General features: G+C 39.0%; 16 protein-coding genes. 5 read left to right on the top strand and 11 right to left on the bottom strand.

Features of this window, described 5'->3' with window-relative positions:
* Positions 1-5: 5 nt before the first annotated feature.
* From FBD94_RS21490 to FBD94_RS21480, 3 genes are all read right to left on the bottom strand, one after another.
* Positions 6-3,386: a TonB-dependent receptor gene (locus tag FBD94_RS21490; RefSeq protein ID WP_136881728.1), complete on the bottom strand. Its 3,381-nt coding sequence runs from the start codon at positions 3,384-3,386 to the stop codon at positions 6-8.
* Between the two features lie 211 nt (positions 3,387-3,597).
* Positions 3,598-4,746, bottom strand: a complete 1,149-nt coding sequence (locus FBD94_RS21485; protein ID WP_136881727.1) for a FecR family protein — start codon at positions 4,744-4,746, stop codon at positions 3,598-3,600.
* Positions 4,747-4,825: 79 nt separating this feature from the next.
* On the bottom strand, positions 4,826-5,395 hold the full coding sequence (locus FBD94_RS21480) for an RNA polymerase sigma-70 factor (protein ID WP_136881726.1): 570 nt from the start codon (positions 5,393-5,395) through the stop codon (positions 4,826-4,828).
* Between the two features lie 247 nt (positions 5,396-5,642).
* On the opposite strand from FBD94_RS21480, the gene FBD94_RS21475 reads away from it, so the two are divergent.
* Together FBD94_RS21475 and FBD94_RS21470 are read left to right on the top strand one after the other, a co-directional pair.
* On the top strand, positions 5,643-6,038 hold the full coding sequence (locus tag FBD94_RS21475; RefSeq protein ID WP_136881725.1) for a VOC family protein: 396 nt from the start codon (positions 5,643-5,645) through the stop codon (positions 6,036-6,038).
* 4 nt (positions 6,039-6,042) lie between these two features.
* Positions 6,043-6,498, top strand: coding sequence for a VOC family protein (locus FBD94_RS21470; RefSeq protein ID WP_136881724.1), 456 nt, complete (start codon positions 6,043-6,045; stop codon positions 6,496-6,498).
* An 83-nt stretch (positions 6,499-6,581) separates the two neighbouring features.
* On the opposite strand, the gene FBD94_RS21465 is transcribed toward FBD94_RS21470, so the two are convergent.
* Entirely contained in the window at positions 6,582-8,105 is a 1,524-nt protein-coding gene (locus FBD94_RS21465; RefSeq protein ID WP_136881723.1) for a RagB/SusD family nutrient uptake outer membrane protein, read from the bottom strand.
* Positions 8,106-8,108: 3 nt separating this feature from the next.
* Positions 8,109-11,396, bottom strand: a complete 3,288-nt coding sequence (locus FBD94_RS21460) for a SusC/RagA family TonB-linked outer membrane protein (protein WP_136881722.1) — start codon at positions 11,394-11,396, stop codon at positions 8,109-8,111.
* A gap of 218 nt (positions 11,397-11,614) precedes the next feature.
* Here FBD94_RS21460 and FBD94_RS21455 point away from each other — a divergent pair, with 218 nt between their 5' ends.
* Positions 11,615-13,447 carry a CocE/NonD family hydrolase gene (locus tag FBD94_RS21455; protein ID WP_136881721.1) on the top strand — a complete coding sequence of 611 codons (1,833 nt, stop codon included), beginning with the start codon at positions 11,615-11,617 and terminating at the stop codon, positions 13,445-13,447.
* 6 nt (positions 13,448-13,453) lie between these two features.
* The gene (locus FBD94_RS21450) at positions 13,454-14,731 is read left to right on the top strand and encodes a M28 family metallopeptidase (protein ID WP_136881720.1); all 1,278 of its coding nucleotides are present in this window, start codon (positions 13,454-13,456) and stop codon (positions 14,729-14,731) included.
* Positions 14,732-14,772: 41 nt separating this feature from the next.
* On the opposite strand, the gene FBD94_RS21445 is transcribed toward FBD94_RS21450, so the two are convergent.
* Both FBD94_RS21445 and FBD94_RS21440 read right to left on the bottom strand, forming a co-directional pair.
* Positions 14,773-15,231, bottom strand: coding sequence for a hypothetical protein (locus FBD94_RS21445; RefSeq protein ID WP_136881719.1), 459 nt, complete (start codon positions 15,229-15,231; stop codon positions 14,773-14,775).
* A complete protein-coding gene (locus FBD94_RS21440) occupies positions 15,228-15,632 on the bottom strand; it encodes a hypothetical protein (protein WP_136881718.1) in 405 nt (134 codons plus the stop codon). Before FBD94_RS21440 ends, FBD94_RS21445 begins: the two co-directional genes overlap by 4 nt.
* Before the next feature lie 266 nt (positions 15,633-15,898).
* Between FBD94_RS21440 and FBD94_RS26025 the strand changes: the two genes are divergently transcribed.
* Entirely contained in the window at positions 15,899-16,051 is a 153-nt protein-coding gene (locus tag FBD94_RS26025) for a hypothetical protein (RefSeq protein ID WP_169472382.1), read from the top strand.
* A 73-nt stretch (positions 16,052-16,124) separates the two neighbouring features.
* Here the strand turns inward: FBD94_RS26025 and FBD94_RS21435 are convergent, their stop codons facing one another.
* From FBD94_RS21435 to FBD94_RS21420, 4 genes are all read right to left on the bottom strand, one after another.
* Positions 16,125-17,531: a DUF4972 domain-containing protein gene (locus FBD94_RS21435; protein ID WP_169472381.1), complete on the bottom strand. Its 1,407-nt coding sequence runs from the start codon at positions 17,529-17,531 to the stop codon at positions 16,125-16,127.
* A gap of 69 nt (positions 17,532-17,600) precedes the next feature.
* Positions 17,601-18,740 carry a DUF4972 domain-containing protein gene (locus FBD94_RS21430; protein WP_136881716.1) on the bottom strand — a complete coding sequence of 380 codons (1,140 nt, stop codon included), beginning with the start codon at positions 18,738-18,740 and terminating at the stop codon, positions 17,601-17,603.
* A 36-nt stretch (positions 18,741-18,776) separates the two neighbouring features.
* Positions 18,777-19,955, bottom strand: a complete 1,179-nt coding sequence (locus FBD94_RS21425; protein WP_131608798.1) for a glycoside hydrolase family 76 protein — start codon at positions 19,953-19,955, stop codon at positions 18,777-18,779.
* 71 nt (positions 19,956-20,026) lie between these two features.
* Positions 20,027-21,934, bottom strand: coding sequence for a RagB/SusD family nutrient uptake outer membrane protein (locus tag FBD94_RS21420; RefSeq protein WP_136881715.1), 1,908 nt, complete (start codon positions 21,932-21,934; stop codon positions 20,027-20,029).

Below are 21,934 nucleotides of genomic sequence, written 5' to 3'. Positions count from 1 at the left end.
TTTAATTAAAGAACCAGGTTTAATCCAAAAGTTAGCATTCTGGGACGCGGGTAAGCGGAATAATCAAAGCCTAGGGTAAGGGCAGAATTACGAATAGAGACTTCAGGATCAGGCCCCGAATAATTGGTCCAGGTCAATAAATTTTGAGCAGAAGCAAATACCCGAAGCGACTTTATAGCCAGCTTCTTCGCAGAGGCATCTCCAATTTTGTAGCCCAGAGTAACCGTTTTAAGACGGAGGTAAGATCCATCTTCAATGATCCTGCTCGAGTAGGCGAACGGCCCTTGTCCACCTGTTCTAAATAAGTTATTACTTGGGTTATCAGGCTGCCATCTGTCTGCCCAATTCGCAAACTGGTTCAGCGATATCGTATTTTTTCCATTCCCTTCAAAAACCAATCTGTTGGCATTCAGGAGATCGTTGCCGTAAGACCACTGGAAAAAGATATTGAGATCAAAATTCTTATACGTAAAATCATTTACAAAACCCCCGGTATGCAGCGGTACACCTTTCCCGATGGTGGTAATGTCACTCGCATTCACAACCAAATCGCCGTTAAGATCCTTATACTTAATGTCGCCCGGCTTCACATTTGCGCGTGCAGTACCATTGGTTGTCACCGTGCTTTTAAGCACATAGTTGCCCGGTGTAGGCTGATCGAAATCGCTGTATTGGTATACACCATCCCACAAATAACCACGCATCTGTGCAACCGGCTGTCCTTTTTGTGCGGTATAGGCAAACAATGAATTGTAAGAAAAATCAAACAACACAGGACTTAGTATTTCCTCCTGATTTTCCGTCAGCTCCAGCACCTTGTTTCTGTTAAAACCAATATTAAAACTCGTTTTCCAGTTAAAGTCTTTTGTACTCACATTAACCGTAGTCAACGTAAATTCCAACCCTTCATTCTGAACTTTGCCTACGTTTTTAAAAGCAGAGCCAATTCCCATGGTAAAAGGAAGATTTGCCATTAACAATAAATCCTTGGTCGTTTTCCTATACACATCTGCAGTTAACATCACCCTGTTTTTAAACAATCCCAGGTCGTAACCTATATTGGTCTGGGCTGTTGTTTCCCATTTCAAGTCAGGATTACCCATCGAATTAAGCTGTGAACCTGTAGAAGTTGCCCCATTGTTATAGGAATAACCTGGCAACACGCCCAATGTGATCTGTGATAAATAACCAAAATCAGCAATCCTGTTGTTACCTGTTAAACCGTAACTTATCCTTAATTTTGCTTCTGATATAAAGTTCATTTTGGCAAATAATTCTTCCTTGTTCATGTTCCAGGCAATGGAAGCAGAAGGGAAAGTACCCCAGCGATGACCGGGAGCAAACTTGGAAGAACCATCAGCACGAATTGAAGCTGTTAACAGGTATTTCGACTTATAGTCATAGTTTACCCTACCTAAAAATGAAGCAAGGCCCCAACGGGAGCTCAAAGATACGGCAGACAATAAGGCCGACTGATCCAGCCCGTCAAGTCCAAGTGCTTCATTTGGCACCGATGTGGCGCTAAAACCATAACGACCCGACTGTAAAGCCTGCATCGTATAACCTCCCAGTGCAGTTAGGTTATGCCCCCCCTTAAAGCTTTTCTTATAATTTAGCGTATTCTCATTTAACCAAGAGTTAGAGACTGCCGTGTAGATAGATCCATTTACACCAAAAGTATTGTAGATACTTCCTCTGCTGGTCATAGAGTTAAAAAAGCTTTCTGTTTTTCTTGCATTTCTGGTTACCCCGCCTGATATGCGCAGACTAAGATCAGGAGTAATCGAGTAAACCAGTACACCGTTGGCAATCAGGTTGTCCGTGATGGCATTTAAAACCTCATTTTTTGCAGAGATCACAGGATTTACGCGATAGTCAGCAAAAAGATTTCCTTCTAAGGAAGGATCTATCAGATTATCCAATAGTACATCATCGTTATCACGGCCAGTAACGGGCCTATAGCCCCAAACGGCATAAAAAAGGTTGTTGCTATACGAAACATTTGACGTTGGTTCTGATGGACTTACCCCATAAGATTTGCTGTTGCTGTAGTTAACGTTTACGCTGGCCTTCAACTTTTTACTGATGGTCTGATCCAGATTCATCCTACCCTGGTAGCGTTTAAATCCCGAGTTGATGACAAGACCTCGCTGATCAAATATATTTCCAGAAATGGCATACCTGGTTTTGTCATTTCCTCCCCTTAATGAAATGGAGTAATTTTGAACAGGCGCAGTTTGATAAATAAGGTCCTGCAAATTGATCCCTTTTACATCTTTATAGCTATCTAAAGTTTTGCCTTGTGTGAGGTAAGTTTGCGGGGCAATTGTTGGGTTAAGTTCCAGCTGGTACTTCACAAATTCATAAGGACTTAATAAGTCCATTTTTTTAACAACGTTCTGTACGCCATAGTAGGCATCAAACCCAAGCACAGGCATTCCTGCTTTCCCTTTTTTTGTGGTAATAATGATTACACCATTTGCCCCCCTGGCACCGTAAATAGCCGTCGAAGAGGCATCTTTAAGTACACTGATGGATTCAATATCAGTAGGATTTATGGAGTTGTTCATCCCATCCTCAAGTGGAAAACCATCTACGACATACAATGGAGAATTGTCCTGAGTTATTGAACCATAACCCCTGATCACAATGTTATTTACGCCACCGGGCTGACCATCATTTCCTGAAACGCTAACACCAGCAACTCTTCCTGCCAATGCTTCGTCATAAGATTTAACTGAGGCCTTGTTAAAATCTTTCATATTAACTTCTGCCACAGAACCCGTCAAATCAGTTCGCTTTACCGTACCATAGCCAATAACAACCACTTCATTTAAATCCGTTTTTTTGGGTTTCAATGTGACATTGATGGTCGTTTTTCCGGCAATAGGAAGTTCTTGCGTATCAAAACCGATCATAGAAAAAACCAGTATCGCATTTTGGTCCGGAACAACTATTTTGTATTTCCCATCTTTAGTACTGGCTGTAAAAATCTGTGAATTTTTCAGTTTAACTGTAGCCCCAAATAAAGGTTGATTATCTTCGTCTCTAATCACTCCTGTGATGGAGACTTGCTGTATTGGGGCCATAGTCACTTTAGGAGTAACTAAAATGGTCTGCTTATCAATTTTATAACTGAAAGGCTGCTCAAGAAAGCATTTATTTAAGGCCTCCTCCAGCGAAACATTTTTAACATTGATGCTGATCTGTTTTGCATGATTAATGAGATCGACATCATAAAATATGTTGTATCCACTTTGGTGACGAATGTCATTCAATGTTTCCTTAAGTGAGGCGTTTTTTTTATTTAAAGTGATCTTCTGCGCTACCGAAGCTGCGCTCAATGCATTCAAGGAAATAAGACATAGAAGATATGATAGTCTCATAATCAGCAAAAATTTAGGGTGAAAGAAGTAACACCTCCCGCATCTGATTGCAGTAGTTTTTTTATACATTTGAATGTTAGGTTTCTTAAATATTTGGTTGATTGAAAAGTGATCATTAGGCTACTTAACAGCAGCTACAATTAGCTACACTGTCAGGAGCGGTGGTACGCTCCTGACATTTGTTAAATTCCTATGATTTATGAGGTACCCGTTAATTCATAAGAATCACCCTCCTTCCTTCGATTTTATAGTTAACGCCCCCTGTTATTTTCATATAATCAAGTAACTCTGTGATGTTCTTATATCTGGATATGGTTCCGCCGAATTTTTTACTTTGCACATTGCCCTGGTATTCCACATCAATGTCGTACCAGCGACTCGCTATTTTCATTACTTCTTTTATACTCAGGTCTGCAAATACAAAGGATCCTTTTGTCCAGCCCATAACTTGTTCTATGTTGGCATTCTGCACAGAAACGGTTTTTAGGCCCGATCTTGAGATGCCTTGTTGCCCCGGTTTAAGCAAAGCAGTAACGTTTCCTTTATTTATACTAACAGAGCCCTCAAGTAAAGTGGTAGTTATTACCGGATCATCCTGATAAGCTGAAATGTTAAAATGGGTGCCCAAAACTTTAATTTCAACATCGCTTGTTTTTACTACAAAAGGCATTGCCTTTCTTTTTGCAACTTCAAAATAGGCCTCTCCTTTAAGCTCCACATTTCTTTGCTGACCATTAAATTGTGTTGGATACGTTAATGAAGATGCAGCATTCAATAAAACCTTAGTTCCATCAGGTAAAATCACCTCATATTGTCCCCCTCTTGGGATGGTGATGGTATTGAACAAAGTTTGAGGATTGGCATCCTTATTTTCAACCTGATAAGCCAGTTCTCCATTGGCCTTCTTAACAATTTGAGTTGAACCTTGGTTGGTCAATACCCCATTGTCAGCATCCGACAAAACGATTTCCTTTCCGTTACTTAAGGTCAGCACGGCCTTATTTGAACCCGGCAAAATGTCGTTCGCCTTCAAATTCGCAGTTTGCACTACTGGACGCGGGGTTTTAGCCTCATAAAAATAACTTCCAACAGTCAATAGCAACAATATGGAAGCAGCCATGTACCAAATTTTATAACTACGTTTCAGCTTTGGCTCAACATGCTCTTCTTCTGAAGCTATACGGCTTTGAATCTGTTGCAGCATGGATTGCTGAAATTTACTTTCTTCCTGATCAGACAGTTCAAGCTCAGACAATGCATCTAATCTTTTATAATATTCTTCCAACAGGCCCTGCTCTTCTTGCGTAGCTTGCCTGTTGATATATTTGTCCAATAAAATTAAAAAGCGTTGTTTTTCCATGGGGCCGTTATTGTCCGTTTATTATAAGTGTAAAAAACGTGTGGACACCCTACGCAAAAAAGAAAAATAATTTAAAAACCTAATAACTAGTCAGCACTATAAGGCATGAGCTGAGGCTTAAACCATTGCGAATATGCTTTAAAGATTTGCTGAGGCGCTTTTCTACTGTCTTTTCAGAGATATTCAACAAGGCAGCAATCTGCTTATAAGTCATTTGCTCTTCCCGGCTCAAACGAAATGCCTCCTTACAATCATCAGGCAAGGATTCAATGATGTTCTGCAACAGTTGTTGTTGCTCTTTAAAAAGTAAAGGATTGTCGGTAATCATATCAGTGGTCACCAGGGCCAGGCGATTATAAAAAGAATCATCGTGTTTTTGTTCACGGATCGCCTGAAACACGCTAAACCGGGTAGCTTGCTGCAGATATGCTTTCAAGTTTAAAATTTTTGCTTCTTCGCGACGTTTCCATAAACTGAAAAACACGTTCTGCACAATATCTTCCGCGGCGGCCGTATCATTGAGGACACGGTACGCGCTACGAAAAAGCACCTTCCAATAAGTATTGTAAATGGTTGTAAAAGCATTTTGATTCCCCTGCTGTAGTAAAGCAAGCAAATCAGAATCGGCAATATGGCGGTTGTCAACCATTAATTATTAGCTGGTTATTACAATTTGGTTAGAATGGAATATCAATAATAATTATTCTTTCCGATTATTCATAACGCGCTGCAAAGTATTATTCTTGAGCAAGATAAAAACATTACTGAAATGCAGAATGAATAATATACCGAAGAGGCTTCACAGTCGCATTTCCCCCCTTAACTTGTCGTTATTGCACATTTGAATGTACATGGCATTACTGTACCTTTGAATAGAACGAAAACAAAAAGATAATATGGCAACTCAAATTTTTGTAAACCTACCCATTAAAGACCTCAACAGATCTGTAGCGTTTTTTACCAAACTGGGTTATACTTTTAACCCAAAATTTACCGACGAGAAAGCAACCTGTATGATCGTCAGCGATACCATTTACATCATGCTGCTGACAGAACCTTTCTTTCAGACCTTTACTAAAAAAGAAATTGTAGATGCCCACAAAGCGGTAGAATGCTCTATTTGCTTATCTGCCGACAGTAAAGATGCCGTTAACGAAATGGTGGACAAAGCAGAAGCAGCGGGCGCCACCATACCTAATCCGGCCACAGATTACGGCTTTATGTACCAACACAGCTTCGAAGACCTTGATGGCCACCATTGGGAATATGTATGGATGGATCCTAACAGTTAAAACTATGGAAAATAACAAATTAATAAGAATGGACAATATGGGCATCGTCGTGGAATCGCTCGACAATGTAATCCCTTTTTTTATAGAGCTAGGCCTAAAGCTTGAAGGTCGGGCCACCATTGAGGGCGAGTGGGCTGGTCGTGTTACCGGACTGGGCGATCAGCAAGTAGAGATTGCCATGATGGTTACCCCTGATGGCCACAGCCGTCTGGAGCTTTCGCAATTTCTCAGCCCTACTGTTGTTTCAGACCACCGTACAGCCCCCGTGAACTCGCTCGGTTATTTACGTGTCATGTTCACTGTTGAACACATTGACGAGATGGTATCCAGGCTCATCAAACATGGCGCTCAACTCGTTGGCGAAGTGGTGCAGTATCAAGACTCATACCGGCTGTGCTACATTCGCGGAGCAGAAGGGATTCTGATCGGTCTGGCAGAACAACTCGGTAATAAACGGTAATAAATTTAGTTTTTTAATCATGCTAAAAAGGGCTGTTAAAATGATTTAACAGCCCTTTTTACAAAAATTATCTGTACTAGAATCTATGGATTCTGTTCCTGAATCAAATCGTTATAATTTAATTCAGTGTTTAAAGGTATTTGTAAAGTGAATTCTTTACCGGGAAGTACAACGTTTTTAAATTGGTGGTTGGCAGATGAAGTTCGATCAACCCCCACGTTCCAACGTTTGTTATCATAGAATTCCATACCACCTTCTCCCCACAATTCAATTCTTCTTTGCAATTTGATTTCATCCAAAAGCCCTGCACCGGTTTTTGCGCTTTTAACATAACTTGGATCGCGTTTAGAAACCAGGTTAAAAAGGGTGGTTTGGGCATCGCCATCTTTATTCCCCCTGGCTTGTGCCTCAGCTTTTGCTAAGATAATTTCAGATGCCCGAATGTAAATTTCATTTTGATTATACTCAGGAATAGCGGCCGAAATTTTAGGAGCAGCAAACTTGAGGTTATAATATTTTTCGAATTTTACTTTTGCGCCGGAAGTTGGATAGGTGTATTCGATAAAATCCAGGTTTACAAAATTTTTCTTTCTGTAATCCGAATTCGGAATCTGATCAAATAAATGTTGATCAATAGCCATCCAATGCCCTTGTGAACCCCCATAGCCACCTTCAGATTTGATGTTCATCCAACCATAAAATGAAGAAGTCCCCTTTCCGGTTATACTGGAGTACGCATATCCAAAAATAGCTTCTTTAGTCAATAAAGTCATCCCAACAGTGGTATAATCTGCTTCATTGAACAGATCAGAGTAAACCGCTAAAATGTCATCTGCTGCACTAATGGCTTTATCCCAATTTCCCATAGTTAACTGGGCACGAACAAGAAATGCGGATGCCACACTGCCGTCTACATCTGTTCTGGATTCAGTTTTATAATTGCCAATTTTCTTAAATAAATTTACCGACAACTCCGCATCTTTGATGATCAAATCCCAAACCTGTGCCGAAGTAGCTCGTGGCTGGGGGTCACCCGAAGGATCTACAATAGGAACACCTAATTTGTCCTTTCCGCCATGCAAATAATCATCCTGATAAAGCCACATCAAATTAGTGTAAGCAAATGAACGCATAGCCAATGCCGTTGCTTTATAGCGCATGATAGATTTATTGGTAGTAGACAATACACTTTCGTCTATTTCAGGAATTACCGATAGTATTTGATTCGCTTGGAAAATATAACGGTAAAATGTCCCCCAATAGATCTGGGTACGTGGCGAATTTTCTTCTCGATAAGCACGCATCTCATAGTCACCCTTTAACCAACTTGTTGAATTGGCCAATACCATGTCATTACCTTTCAGACTCAGGAGCAAATTATTTACGGAATAATTTCTTGTGTCTACAGAATTGCTGTAGGTATAATTATTTACCTGCTCAACCAGATTTGTGACCAGGGGATTCAAAACTTTATCTGGATCTCTTTTAACTATTTCTTTGATATCATCTTGGGTCAAAGTGCTTTCTGGATCAACCATTAATGATTTCTGACAGGATGCCAATACCAGGGAGGCTATAGCGAGTAAATATATTTTTCTGATTTTCATGATTTATAAAGTTAAGTTAATGGCAAATGAAACAACTCTTGATTGTGGATATCCGAATGCACCTACACTGGAGCCATCATCAAATGCAGTCCTTGGGTCGACACCTTTTTTAGCGGAGATAAAGAATAAATTCTCTGCAGCCAGGTAGCATCTTAGTTTTTGAATTTTGTATTTCGATAATAAACTTTGTGAGAAACTATATCCTAAAGTCATCGATTTTAGATTCAGATAACTGGCATCAAATAGGGCAAAATCAGAATATTGGCCGGCACCACCACCCAGCGGTACACTGCCATAGTTGGTGCCGCCCAGCATGCGCATAGGGATATTGGAATCTTTATTTTCAGGAGTCCATGCATCCAATAGATCTGTGTGTATACCCCTTCCAATTGAATTTCCTGTCAGTCCCTGATAGGATAAGGAAACGGTTTTACCCCCTAACTGATAACTTGCATAGATAGAGAAATCAAAATTTTTATAGTTGATACTGGTATTGAAACCACCAACTAAATCAGGATTTGATGTACCTAATTCGTAACGGGTACCATCGATGCCTGTAGTGGTTACGATATCACCAACTTTATTATTCGGATATTTAGTGAAATCATCCGTTTCTTTCAAGGTTTTATAGATCATTCCTAAGCCCGTATTCTGATCAACACCAGCATATTTGTACAGATATAAGTTGTAGTAATCTTTACCCGGTCCTCTCAGGAAGTTTCCCTGAACAAATGCGCCGCCCAGGTCTTTACTACCAACTCCCGTTGGCATCGAAACTAAGGTCGTTTTATAGTACGATGCATTTGCGCCAAACGACCACCTTAAGTTATCATTACGAAGGATAACATAGTTCAGATCAATCTCAAACCCTTTATTGTTCAGCTCTCCTGAATTTTCCAATCTGGAGGAACGTCCTGTTGAAGCGGGCAATGGTTTACCGAACAATAAATTCTTTGTATCTCTGTTAAAATAATCAAAACTGCCAGATAAACGGTTAAAGAAACTAAAGTCAAGTCCGATATCATAAGTATTGTTCGTTTCCCAGCTAAGATCTAAGTTACCCCAGGTTGCCTGCGCAAGCGAAGCAACTGGTGTGACCAAGGTACCGGCATTGCTGAGTGTCCATGTATCAATCCAATTGTTTGCTCCTACTGCGTTATTACCTTGAACGCCCAGACTACCACGGATTTTTAAATCATTGATCCAGCCAATTTTTTTCAGGAACTTTTCTTGTGAAAGACGATATGCACCACCCACGGACCAGAAAGTTCCCCATTGGTTGTCTCTAAAAAAGGAAGATCCATCAGCACGCACACTTGCTGAGAGGTAATATTTCTCATCATAGTTATAATTGAATCGGCTTAAATAACCTTCTATGGTTGATGAGCTTTCAGTTCCATTAAGATAGCTAATGCCAACTGCGTTGTTAAAGGTAGGTTTGTCATAGGCCAGCATCATATATTTCTGGCCTGATTGATCGTCTGAACGTGCCCACCTGAATTCATGACCTAATAAGGCATCGACATGGTGTTTTGCAAATTGTTTATTCCAGGTCAACAGTTGTGTTGTATTTACCTGAGAACCGCGTGCCCAATAGCCTGCAATAGTTCCCTGAAAATCACGCGCAGCTGTTCCACTTTCGTTATTGCCATAACTTTTATTAAAGAGATAAGAGTTGTCTAATGCCAGATCAACCTTAAACTTGAAATCTTTTAAGAAAGTAGCTTCCAAATATGTTCTTCCTGAAAGGACATCTTTTTTTTGATTGGTATAGTCCTTTTGAAAATAAATTCCAGGAGAATAACCATTAAAGGCTAATCTGGCTGTAGAACCATAAGGCGAATAGGTTTCACCGGTACCTAAATCAAATAAGGTTTTACCAAATTGATCGTATTTAATTTTACCCTGTTCGTCATGGGCAAACAAGGAATTGATTGGACTAAAGTAGTTTAACCAGGTAAACAGGTTGGTATTAACCGTACCACCAGTATAGCCTGGAACATCAGAATTCGTACGTGAGTAGAACAAAGAAGCTCCGCCTTTTAACCAATTGTTAATCTGTGAATTTACATTAATACGTGCGTTATAGCGATCAAAATTTGAAGCCATTACATAAGCTGGATCATCCAGATAGCCTAAGGAAATGAAAAAGTCATTTTTCTCAGAACCTCCGCTTATGGATAGGTTATATTCTTGTCTTGTAGGGGTTTTGAAGAAATAATCCTGCCAGTCATCATTGTACAACAATTGCGCATCCGGGCGAATTTTACCAGTAGTTGGGTCGATTAGCGTTGTACCATCGGGTATTTTATAGGACATGTAATTTCCAAGACCATTTCTTGCTGACAATGCGTTTCCATTGGCTTTGAATAAGTTGTCTGCAGCATATTTTTTTAAGTCTGCATCGCTCATGGTTTTAAAACTTGCGTTACGATCTGGAGAATACTTGACGTAATTGTAAATTCCTTGCCAGGTATATTCATAATAGGTAGCGGGATCGGTTACTTTATCAAAATCACTCTGACCAATGCTGGTTATACCAAGACGCATATCAGCAGAAATAGAAGTAGCTCCTTTTTTCCCCTTCTTTGTTGTTATTATTATTAATCCATTCGCGGCTCGAGAACCATAAAGTGCATTCGCCGCTGCATCTTTCGATACAACAATTGACTCAATATCCGCTGGATTTAATGAATTTAAACTCACATTGCTAGGTGATCCATCGACTACAACTAAGGGGTTGCTGCTGGCGTTTAGTGAGCCCAATCCACGGATTCTTAAGGTTGCATCGGCACCAGGTTGTCCTGAATTTGTAGAAAACTGAAGCCCTGGAACTGTTCCTTCAAATGCCCTGGAAATTGTAGAGACCTGACTTTTTTCTATAGTCTCGGGCCCAATGGAAGAGACAGCGCCTGTAAAGTCTTTCTTTTTCATAGTTCCGAATGCCACTACCACCACTTCATCTAATTTGGATTCCTCTTCCTTCATCGCTATACTAAGCGATGTTTGATTAGAAATGCTGACGGTTGTACTTTCATAACCAATGTATTTAAAAGTTAATTTTGAATTTGTTTTTGACCCAATCTCAAATGAGCCATTTGAAGATGTGGATGTTGAATTTTTGGTACTGGCATCAAGAATAGAAACTCCCCCTAGCGGAGTTCCTGTTTTTGCATCTACAACAGTACCTCGGATTTTGAGATCGCCTTGCGCATAACTTTTTACGTTTACGTTCACGAGGAGAACACAGAGCAATACTGAGCAACAACTCCATAATTTAGATTTCATCATGTTTTTAATTGGTTAATTGTTGATTTAATTGGTTAATTGTGATTTTCTTTAAATCCACTGCGTTAATTAATGGCGTCTTAAAGTCTTGATTAGTGGAATTTAAGTGACTGTAAATTAATGAAATATAGTTATTTTGACAAAATTTTTTCGGAAGGTATTAGCCCGCTGTCGATTTTTTTTGTTGATATTAGTCGGTATTCGGCTTTATAAATCGCGATATGAGATTACTAACCATTTGTTTTTTTTTATGCGCCTTCACTAGTCTGTATGGACAAGTTCCTGAAATCGTCTTTTCTACTCAAAAAAACTATACAAAACGCGAGGTGCATATAGCCATGCGAGATGGTGTTAAATTGTTTACCATCATCTACGAACCGAATGATAAACTGCAAGATTATCCTATTATGATGATTCGCACACCATATAGTGTAGCCCCTTATGGTCAGGATAATTTCGGAAATAGCCTCGGACCAAATATTGAATTTGCTAAGGAAGGTTTTGTTTTTGTGTACCAGGACGTTCGTGGTAAGTATAAGTCAGAAGGTGATTTTATTGCCAACAGGCCGTATATACAGCATAAGAAAAAACAGGAAACCGATGAAAGTTCTGATACCTATGATACGATTGATTGGTTAGTTAAGCATATCAAATCAAACAAAAAGGTGGGTATTTGGGGTGTTTCTTCGCCGGGCTTTTATGCATCAATGTCCTTAATTGACTCCCATCCGAACTTAAAGGCTGTATCTCCTCAAGCACCTGTTACAGATTGGTTTTTAGGGGACGATAGACATCATAATGGTGCTTTTATGTTAATGGGTAGCTTTTCCTTCCTCTCTTCCTTTGGAAAAATAAGAGACTCCATAGGAACCAGGCATCCAGGTGGGTATGCTGCTTACCATACAACTGATGGATACGATTTTTATTTAAAGTCTGGTCCGCTTAAAAATTTCAATCAAAAATATTTATTGGGTAAAAGTGTCCTCTGGAATGAAATGATGAATAACCCTGATTACAATGATTATTGGAAAGACAGAAGTTATACTAGATATTTAAACAAAGTAAAGCCCCATGTTCTTGTTGTAGGCGGTTGGTTTGATCAAGAAGATTTGTATGGTCCTTTAAAAACCTACGCCGCTTTAGCTAAAGCGCCTGGTCATCAAGTTTCTTTGGTGATGGGCCCCTGGTATCATGGATCCTGGACTCGCGGAGAAGGAAATGCATTGGGGAACCTGGATTTTAACGCCAATACATCTCGTTTTTACAGAGGCGAAATCGAACTCAAATTTTTCAAAAAACATCTGAAGGACAATAAAATTCCGGCAATTGATCCAGTTTCTATATTTGTTACTGGTGCTAATGAATGGAATTCTTTTAATCAATGGCCTCCTGAAGAAAGTAAAATGACGCCGTTATATCTTAGTGCCAATCAAAAATTAAGTTTCCAAAAACCCATTGAAATCAATAATGGTCATGCTAAATATATAGGTGATCCTCAAAAACCAGTTCCATATACAGCTGAGAAAACATTAATGCGTGGTTTTCAATATATGTTTGAAGATCAGATTTTTGCTTCTCGTAGACCTGATGTATTGGTCTTTGAAACAGAAGTACTTACAGCGGATGTAAAGATTATGGGTAATATTCAAGCTAGTCTTTTTGTAAGCTCTACAGGAACGGATGCTGATTTCGTGGTTAAATTGATAGACGTTTATCCTTATGATAAAGAGAGTAAATTATCTGATTGCCAATGTTTAATCAGAGGAGAGGTTATGCGCGCCAAATACAGGAATAGTTTCTCAAAAGCTGAACCTTTAGTGCCAAATCAAATTGCGAATGTCAGTTTTGATATGCAAGATGCTGCGCATGTTTTTAAAAAGGGACACAAGATTATGGTGCAAATCCAAAGCTCCTGGTTTCCGCTGGTAGATCGTAACCCACAAAAATTTCTGAATATTTATGAAGCAAATGAAAGTGATTTTGAAACCCATGAACATACAATTTATTTCAATCAAAATCATGCATCCAATATTATCCTTCCAATTTTTAAATAGAATAAAATGAAAATTAAACTCGTACTGGTATCGTTATTTCTAATTGTTTCTGGTAAATTATTTAGCCAGGTAGAATATGGCAAAAGTGTTGTCAAGGTATTAGCTTCTGATAAGTTTGCAGGAAGAGGCTATGTTTTTAATGGCGACAAAAAAGCTGCGTCGTTCGTAACTCAGGAAATGAAGAAGTCCGGCTTACAGCCTCTGGGAAACTCCTTTGAACAACCGTTCGATTTAGCAGCTAATATTTTCCCTAAAACAGCTAAGATTAGTATGGATAATAATCCTTTAAAAATGGGGAAAGACGTGTTGATTGATGCTACAAGCCCATCTATTAAGGGAACTTTTGACATTGTTCCTGCGGAATTACCTTCGGCAGATTTAGCTGATTTGAAAAAAATGCAAACTGATGCTCAATTCAAAAACAAGATTATTTTTATTGACGAAGCAAATCACATTAAAAAAATTACTGCCGATGGGTACAGAAAAAGTTTAGCATTTCTAATGACTGAAGGAAATTATGCTGCTATTTTAGTTAAAACAAAACAGAAATTTACCTGGAGGGGAGCTACGCTACAAAATAAGATACCGGTAATATATATTCAGGAAAGCGTTTATGATTTATTAAAGCAACCTCATCATATCACCTTAGATATTACAGCTAAGTTTCAGCCCGCTTATCAGAGCCAAAATGTATGCGGGTTCTTAAAAGGAACGAGCAATTCCGATTCTACTATCGTGGTTACAGCTCATTATGATCATATTGGATCAATTGGGAAAAAGGTGATATTTAATGGCGCTAATGATAATGCAAGTGGCACTGCAATGATGCTTTATCTGGCGAATTATTATGGCAAAAATAAGCCTAAATACAATATGATCTTTTTGGCTTTTTCTGGCGAGGAAAGTGGCCTGCTGGGTTCAAAATTTTATGTAAACAACCCTCTAAATAATTTAAGCAAAATTAAGTTCCTATTGAACCTGGATATGGCCGGAACAGGTGACGATGGAATTCAGGTGGTTAATGGTACCGAATTTAAAAAGGAATTTGAATTACTTCAGCGGATTAATGCCGAGAAAGGCTATTTGCCAAAGGTATTAGTAAGGGGGCCAATGAATAGAAGTGATCATTTTCCTTTTTATGAAAAGGGCGTACCTTGTTTCTTTATTTACACCTTAGGTGGAATTGCAGCTTATCATGATATTTTTGACCGTTATGAAACGCTGCCTTTTACAAAGTTTAATGGATATGCAAACCTATTGATTCAATTTTTATCACAACTATAAGATGAGGGGGTTGATTGGACATCCATAAAACCCCACCTCCATCAATAAACCAACTCCGATCCTTTTACCACCACTTCAAAATCCTCAGACATCTCCGCATCATACACCCGAAAACAAATCTCCCAGGGATCCCTCACCAGATTCATGATAAAAGCTCTGAACAACCTTTCAAACCGATCGAAATCAATCCCATTTTTACAAACCAGCAAATACTGACGATCCCCCTGCGCAATCACTTCCTGCAGATAGGCCTCCCAATGTATTTTGATCTCCATCGGAAAACGGTTAAAATGCTGCTGATCAATCAATCCACCAATACCCTCAATTAGCTCCTGCGGAATACTCAGCTTCCCTTTCACATACCACAAACCATCCAGCTTTTCCATACACCAGATCAGCTCACCTGCATAAACAATCCGCCATGGTTCACCAGCACGAAACTGCAATACCTGATAAACTACGCCATCAACTCCATCTGGGAAATAATCCAACTCAATCATCTGTCCTCCGATCCTTTATTTTGAGCAACAATTAATATGGTCTTACTCTTTTCAATCACCTGGCTACCATACCTGAACCTCAAACTGAATCCTTGTGCATCAAAACCAATCTCTTTAACAAAGCCTATCAACACCGGATTGATCAATTCTATAAACCTCAGACAGTATCCCTCCATATCGGGCAAAATAAACTTCTCGCGATAAGCTTCAGAAAACTGCATCAAATTGAACTCAATTGCCTCCGCGGTATTGTTCACAAAAGGGTGCTTGTCAGCAATATTGTTGCGTAGCTTCTCATTGAGCCTTAAAAACAACACCAACTTTTCCTGTAATAATTTAACTGTATCCCGGTACTCCGGTTGCCAGAGATACCCATCAGCTGTATATCCTAATCTTTGCATAACTAAATCCTTTGCCCTTTTTAAACTTAGGTCCCACAAATCTAGGTCAATTAAGGTATCAATTCCAAATAAAATACTAATATTTTTAGTATTTAAAATTCAACGAGCGACCTGCGAACATTGTCAGACCTTAACATTATATCTTATAAAAGGTTTGGATTTCAAAGCTATTTACCTCGGGAAAGGTTCTAAACTTATTCCTATTTACCAGATCCTAACGCTATCCATCAAAAGTAAAGTTTGCTGCATGGCTAATCGGAAGCATCATGATGCTGCGCTGGCTGGTTATTTTCGGGAGCACATTATTAAAAAACAAAGCAGCACTTACAGATATCCTGACTGATACGATTGCAATAGCTATCGTAATTACCGTAATCATTTTAGGAACAAAAGAAAAACGAAAGAATACTGCACAGTAAGTAGCCAATTTTGACGGATATGACAAAAGCCACTACATCACTGCAGTGGCTTTTGTTTATTTATGCTACTATTTTATTCTACTGACTCTACCCAACTATAATTTCCAATAAGTTTGGCCGTATGCTTACCCGTAATATCCTTAATTTCATCACTTTGCCCTGCCGGTTTTGTTCTGAAATCCCAGGCTCCAACTAAATCAGGATCCTGAGGATCAATAGTATTTTGTCTGTTATAGGATAATTTTATTTCTCCCGGAGTTTTGGCTATTTTCCAAATCCGCATGTATTTGATAGATCCATTAAAATATTCCAGTCTATTACCATTAGCATCCAGACGGGTAAATGCCGTCATTTTCATTTTTTTAGAAATAGCAGATGCTGCATTATACTGGCGTTCTTTTTCTCCAATTCTGATGATATCACCGGTTTGATTTCCGTTTTTATAAATCTTCGATCTGTTATCAGCATCGCCATCCAGTCCTTTATCGCTATAGATAAATACAAAATGCATCCATTCGTCCTTATTAGAATAGCTAAATGCAGGCTCCCACAACATTCTGTTCTGATTATTAACATCTACTATACCTACAGACCCCCTAACAATATTCTTGTTTCGTGATTGAACGCGCCAACCCGAGTAAAAACTATTTTCCGTAGTATAAGTGGAAAGGAAAGTACTATTGTCTTCACCTGCCAGATTGCAATAATCTTTAATCTTCACCCACAATTCAATGGTAAACGCCTGATTGCCCTGCGCTCCAAACTTGATATAATCATCACTGTATCCAAAGTCAATATAACCACCGCTATTTCCGTTGACCAGCAATTCATAACTTATATTATCTACAATCCGAACAGAAGCTTTAAATTTCGTTATTTCTATTTCAGCATCATTTAAAGCTGCATTTATTTCTTCATTGCCGACAGTTAGCATGGTCCCACCTTTAATCCTTTCAATCAATTGATCTAACTTTTCGACTGCTTTCTGAAGTATTTCTTTGCTCAAAGACGGATAATTACCCTCATAATTTCCATAGGTAGTATTATCTCTCATATCCTTAATGGACTTAGATTTAAGTTCTACTCTTTCTAATAAAGCGGTTGCTGCAGGATTCAGGTTGATCCGCCTGGAATCTTTGAATTGGTCTATAGCCACATGCGCCCTTTCTATTGCTGCCTTTACCGTACCCTCATCAGGTATACTTCCATTCTTTATTTTAGCAAGAAGTTCATCTATTTCAGCAATAGCTTTATCCACTATAATTTTGCTAGACGCTGGATAAGTACCAGCAACATCGCCATAGGTAGAATTTTCACTTAAATAATTCAGTGCATTTTTCGTTACCTGCACCTGAGAAACATAAGCAGGATTAGTGTCTTTATTTTCATCTTTACAAGCAGCAAAAACGAACAAGATACATAGCCATAAAAATAACCGTTTTACACCGATCGTTCCCGCTCTATTATTTATTAATTTCATAATCATTTTCAATTATTGAATGTTCAATTATATTTTAAGATCATTGGATTTTAATGATGATCCCGACTATTATCGATTTTCCCACTTGTATGTACCAATAATTTTCGCAAAGTGTCTTCCCGTTATGTCAGCAATTTTTGAATCATCAAGCGCTGTATGCTGCAGGTCCCAACCGCAAACTAAATTAGGATCACTGGCACTTATGGTCTCAGTTCCATCTTTTGAAGCTTTTATATAAGCATCGTTTTTATCCGTTTTCCAGATACGGATTTTTCGCATATAACCTGTAAAGCCCTCTATGAGCTTCTTTTCCTTTGTAAACCGGGAAAACGCTGTCATAGGAATCTGTAACTGTGCTGCCTTTTCCGAATTGTACTTATAATTTAATTCGGAAACATTAAGACGCTCGGTAACCACTCCATTTTTATAGAGTTTTGCCCGCAGACCAGGATTTCCATCTAAGCCTTTATCGTTATATACCACAGCAAAATGTATCCATTCTGCAACACCACTGTAGGCAAAGTTAGGTTCCCACAACCTGTACAAATCGTTGTTATCTGTGTTTTTAACGCCCGTTGTAAGGCGTAAAATGTCTCTATTGCGCGAATACATCATCCATCCTGTACGGTATTTTGGATCATTATCCATATCTACAAAAGTGGAAAGCAGAATACTATTGTCTTCTTTACCATAAGTGGTAATTTTTACCCAAAACTCAATAGTGAATGCCTGGTTACCGGTTGCTCCGAAAGTACTGTAGTCCGGACTATAATCAAAATCCAGGTAACCGCCATGATTACCATCCACGAATAAATATGCAGCTGGAGTTTCAGCGTTCTCGCCGCGTTTACTAGCTTCGAAACTGGCAATTGCAGACGTTGCTTTTTTAAGAAAGCGATCTTTCTCTTCTGAAGATAGCTTCGGCACCCCGTATTTAATTAACAAAATATCTCTTTGTGCACCACTAATGGCCGCAATCAATATTTCTTTACTATCCTGAGGATACTTGTCTTTAGCAAAACCATAACTTGAATTGTTCATCAATTCAGTCATTTGGCTAATCAAAAGGTCAAGTTTTCCAACAATAGGATCAGGAGCTGGTTCAGCTATTTCATTCTTATCAGAGCAGGATAGCAAATTAAATGTAAATGCAATAAGTAAGGTATAGCACACAACCCTAAGTATGGATAAGTTTCTTGATTTACTCATTATATAATTTTATTTGGTTCAGAATTTAAACATGAATTATTTTTCTGCCGGAATAACCAGCATTAGTGCGGTAATTCCCGACGCATCGTAACATTCAATCACATCATTCGCAGTATATTGCTGAGTATAGTTTTTTCCCATAAGATTTCTTGATTTATCTCTGTTCTTCCAACCATAATTGATGGTTCTCTGGAGCCATGGTAAATATTGCTTCTGATTTCCATCTTCAATTAAACGAACAATATATTGAGCAAAGATTGCCGTATAAATTCCCTGTTCAATTCCGTTTTTATAAGGCATGATCATCAATGGGGCCGACATCGTATTCATGGTATAATCTGCCGTCAACTTTGCCGCATCAAGATATCGTTGTTCACCAGTAGACTTATACAACATGGTGGCAGCGCCAATACAAGTTGCCTGATTATAAACTTGTGATGTCCAATCGTTTGCTTTACCGTGTCTGGAATCTGCAACCAACCCTCTTTTATTGTCAAACAGATTTTTGTAAGACCACTCGTAAATCTCCTTTGCCTTACTTAAATACTCTGCTTTGCCTGTAGCATTATATAATGTCATCGCAGCAATAATGGTAGGATAATTAATGCATGCCATTTTACCAGCTTTCAGCTTTGATGGATTATTGTTTTCCCATGCCCAAAACATGCCCCCCTCTACCGGATCGTATGATCCCGGGTCACCTAGCTGAGGAGAACCGCTCCAAACTCTCTTAAAACCAGATTCTGCCAGTTCAAGATATTTTGGGTCTTTAAACAATTCATAGGCACGGGCATGTGAGATTACCCACCACATGATATCATCGTAGATAAACCAAACCTGACCATTATTCCAATTGTAATTGTCATAATAGTTTTTGTTTCCCTCAAAGAGATCATTAACCAATTGCAGGTATTTACCATCCTTATCTCTTTTGTAGGCATTCATCGCCATATCCCAGAAAATTGCCTGCGTCCATATCGCGCCTACTGCATTCGCATCACTAGCTTGTCGGTTAGTATCGCGGAAATAAATTTTGCGGTTCTTATCTAACAGTGATTCATTAAATGCATTATAAGCCACCCAGGTATCTGCGTTGGTGTAAGGAGTTACCAAAGTATATTCAGGTACAAATATTTCATCCTTATGGTCTGCGTTGCAATTGGTAAATAACAACGAGCTGCTAAGCATACTTAGCGCGAAAATCAAATTAATCATGATATATTTTTTTTTATTTAGACCGTTCATTTCATGGTTTTGTTTATACATTTCCTAAAGATTGAATTTGATTAATAGCCATTGTTTTGAACCAGATTTTTATCAACATCTATTTCCTTCTGAGGAATAGGGAAGAAATATTGTCTTGGCGCAAATGTGCGGTTGGCAACTTTTGTTCTGTTATAAAAAGCATTCCCGTCAGCTTCCACATTCATCCCATAAATAGGTTTATTCAGATATTCATTAGCCATTCCCCAACGCCTCAAATCGAAATATCTGGTATTTTCAAAAGACATCTCTACCCTTTTTTCAGCCATAATAGCTTTCATAATATTCTCCTTACCTGTAGGTGCAGGAATTCTGCCCGAACCACTTCCATATTGAGGTATACCTGCTCTTTCTCGAATTTCGTTTATATATTTCCAGATATCCGGATTTGTAGGATCGTACTGACATAGCGCCTCTACATAGTTAAAATAAACCTGAGGCAAGCGAAGAAGAATACAAACCCTATCCCCTGTTCCCCAAGGACCTTCTGGAGCACATTTACGAACTACATATCCGGTTTTAGAATAATCATTAACTCCGTTTAGCTTTCCGGCATTGCCACTGTATTCCATTGAGGTATAAATGTTCCCATCTTTGTTATAAAGCCACTTCTGATTGTTAAAAGTAACATCGGCATAAAAACGTGGCTCCCGTTTATAGTACATGTTTGAAGAACCCGCTGGTGCATATAACTGGTCAGTACCGCTGCCTTTATAATCTGTTGCAATGGTTCCACTCTCCACATAACCAGACGCGCCATTAATAATTGGACTCTTTCCATCAGCTTGATAACCCAAAACAGGAGGCAATCCATTGTCCATAAAATAAGCATCTACCTGTTCTTGTGTAGCGCCCAGGAAACCTCCGCCACGATAATCTCCACCAGCACCCTTATGGTTAGGTGTTCGGTCATATTGCATAGTTGCGGCAGAATTGTCGATTCTATAAAAAATCATCTCTGTATAGCCAGTCATTTCACTATAACTGCCCCTGGTGGCCGTACGATACGATTTATAAGGATCAAGAACCCCATTTGTCAGTACCCTTTCCAGCTTATAATAAGTTGGCACATAAGTGTTCAGGAATTGCTTTGACTCATTAATCACATCCAGCCATTTAGCAGTAGCCTGAGACGCATTTTGTGGAAACAATTTCGTGCCATCCGGATTTGCCATATTTGAATAATAGGCATTACTACCATTAAACAACCAACTTGCACGGAATGTCAACGCTTCAATAATAAATGCCTGAGCTATACTCTGATCAATCCTTCCTGCTCCGCCACTGCGGTCTTGCGAAACATGTACTAACAAGCCCTCTTGCTGGGCGGCTTTTAATTCAGAAACGATAAAATTAAAACATTCATCTACGGTATTTCTGGGCAATTGTAATTCTGCCGAAGGTGTATCCTGAGTAAAATTACCCTTAATAAGTGGTACCGGACCATAAGCACGAACCAGGTAAAAATAGTAGATGGCGCGCAATGCTCTTGCCTCCGCTCTCCATTGATTTTGGTTTTCTACGGACAATTGGGAGGTTGGACACTTATACACATTGTCCATAAAAACAGTAGCTTCCCGTATGCCAATATACCAGCTTTTCCAGCGGTTTTTAACAAACGTATCCTCTGTAGCAGTAAGTGTATTGTTATTGATCAGTTGCGCTTTATTTCCACTTGGATACTCCGTCTCATCGCCCGCAGCGGTCCATGGCCCTGGCGTACGAAAAATCGCTTGTTCCTGAAGCTGCCGCTGGTTAAACTCATCTGGAATATAGGTGTATACACCTGCAAGGTGTTTTTGAACGCCATCTCGGGTATTGAATATTTCGGCTAATGAAAGGCGGTCTTGCGGCACCTGGTCAAAATACTTCTTACAGGAAACCGTAAATAGTAAAGACACAATCCCTAATAATATTATTATTCTTTTCAT

The sequence above is a fragment of the Pedobacter hiemivivus genome (assembly GCF_005144565.1).
Taxonomy (GTDB): Bacteria; Bacteroidota; Bacteroidia; order Sphingobacteriales; family Sphingobacteriaceae; genus Pedobacter; species Pedobacter hiemivivus.
This window is presented reverse-complemented; position numbering and strand designations above follow the sequence as displayed.